This window comes from Streptomyces sp. NPDC127190, from assembly GCF_042672505.1.
Taxonomy (GTDB): Bacteria; Actinomycetota; Actinomycetes; order Streptomycetales; family Streptomycetaceae; genus Streptomyces.
This window is the reverse complement of the sequence record NZ_JBHXVE010000038.1, coordinates 34,337-35,924: the sequence shown is the minus strand read 5'-3', so window position 1 is coordinate 35,924 and position 1,588 is coordinate 34,337. Positions and strand designations below refer to the sequence as shown.

The following is a 1,588-nucleotide window of genomic DNA, read 5'->3' as shown; positions in this document are numbered from 1 at the left end:
GTGTCTCGTCTTGTTTTCCCCCAGCCCCGCCCCCGCCGCGCGGCGGGCCCCCCGCAGCGCGGCGCCCGGGCCCCCCCCCCCGCGGGCGTGCAGCCCCGTCGCGGGACGCCGGACGGCCCACCTCACCGGGCAACGAGACCCGGCAAGACGTGGTGGGCCCGCCCACGACCCTCCTCTCCCTCCTGGCCTTCGCGCCCGGTGCAGCCCACGCGCGAGCCCGCCTTGTCTGCGGGTGGAAGGTCGGGGCCGCCCAGTGGGCAGACCCTTGATGGGAGGCCGCGGAGCTTCCCCGGTTTCTGGTTGTGGCCGTCCTCCAGCTCCGGCAGCCCGCGCAGCCGTCACGCGCGAGCAACACCCTCGACGGCCGATCTGTCTCCGGACCGACGCCATTGCGGCCGACGCGTCGGAGTCAGGAACGGGGTAGCCGCCACCGGTGCGTCTGCGCGCGGACTCGCTCCGCAGGCATGTCCCGGACCAAGTGGTAGAGGTTCTCAAAGTACTCCTGCCACCTGTTCGGGTCCGGCAGGGCATTCTGCGCCCTCTTGGCCCGTTCCACCGCCACCAGCGGCTCCACGCGTTCCCACACCGCGATCACCGACCCGCCCAGGTATCCGGACACGGGCTCGATGTCCACCACGCCGTGTGCGACCAAGGCCCCCAAGTTGTCGTAGTACCAAGCAAGTTCGCGGACCAGGTCTCGCCCGTCCTCCGGAAGACCGGCCAGCCCAGCGGACAGGTCACAAGCAGGCAGTTCCTGGTGGACGAACTGCCGTGCCTGCGCCAATCGCACGCTGCGATGTTCCCGAAAGAGGTCCACCAAAACCGGCAGCGTGTTGGCATGCTCCGTCAGCCGCAACTGCCGCAAGGACACAGCGCCTGAAACCATCAACGCCACCACCGACACCACCAACGCCGCGATCTCCATGACGCCCCCCGGCATAGACAGTCAGCTCACTCGGCCCCTGCTCCCTTCCCCCTACGCCCCACCCCCCACACTCACCGATGAGGCATAGCCGCGGCACTGCCCCTCACGCATCAACCACTCAACAGCCCGACACCAGAGCACCACCGCGGGCATCATCGGCGACGTCGCCAGCCCGTTGCGGCGCCCCTGACGGTGCTGCTGGGCCGCGATGACCCCGCAGGCCGTCTGCTGCTCTGCCCGCCGGCACCCGCACCGGCCACGGGCGCGGCGACCTCGCCGACGCGCAACCGGCTGAGCGCGCCCTGATCCCCGGCCGCGCCGCCCATCCCGCCCGTCCCTGCAACAGTAGGCGCAACGCTTGCCGCACCCCGGATCCTGGCGGCGTACGGCGTGCGGCGGCCGGGCGGGGCGCCCTGGCAGTCCCACGCCAGCAGGTGGACGAGCACCGGCCGCGCAGACAGGAGGAGCAGGGTTCCACTGCCGAGTCTGCGGGGCCGGTGCATGACTCACGTACCCTGCGGTGCGTCCGATAAGCCCGATCCCTCCCGGCCGCCGCACACGCCAGTGGGGCCGCCCCGGACGGGCGGGGCCCACCGGTGAGTTGTCGGTGGGGCGGGGGGGGGACGGGGGCGGAAGGAGGACCACGAAAAACACACACCCAGC

The 1,588-nt window shown here is 71.9% G+C and carries 1 protein-coding gene; it reads right to left on the bottom strand.

Translation table 11 applies throughout. The features are described from left to right. Positions 1 to 409: 409 nt before the first annotated feature. Positions 410 to 925, bottom strand: a complete 516-nt coding sequence (locus ACFVIU_RS35875) for a hypothetical protein (protein ID WP_385847749.1) — start codon at positions 923 to 925, stop codon at positions 410 to 412. Positions 926 to 1,588 lie beyond the last annotated feature (663 nt).

Coding starts and splice junctions, on each gene's coding strand:
- ACFVIU_RS35875 (WP_385847749.1), bottom strand. CDS start 925: ATGGAGATCGCGGCGTTGGTGGTGTCGGTGGTGGCGTTGATGGTTTCA.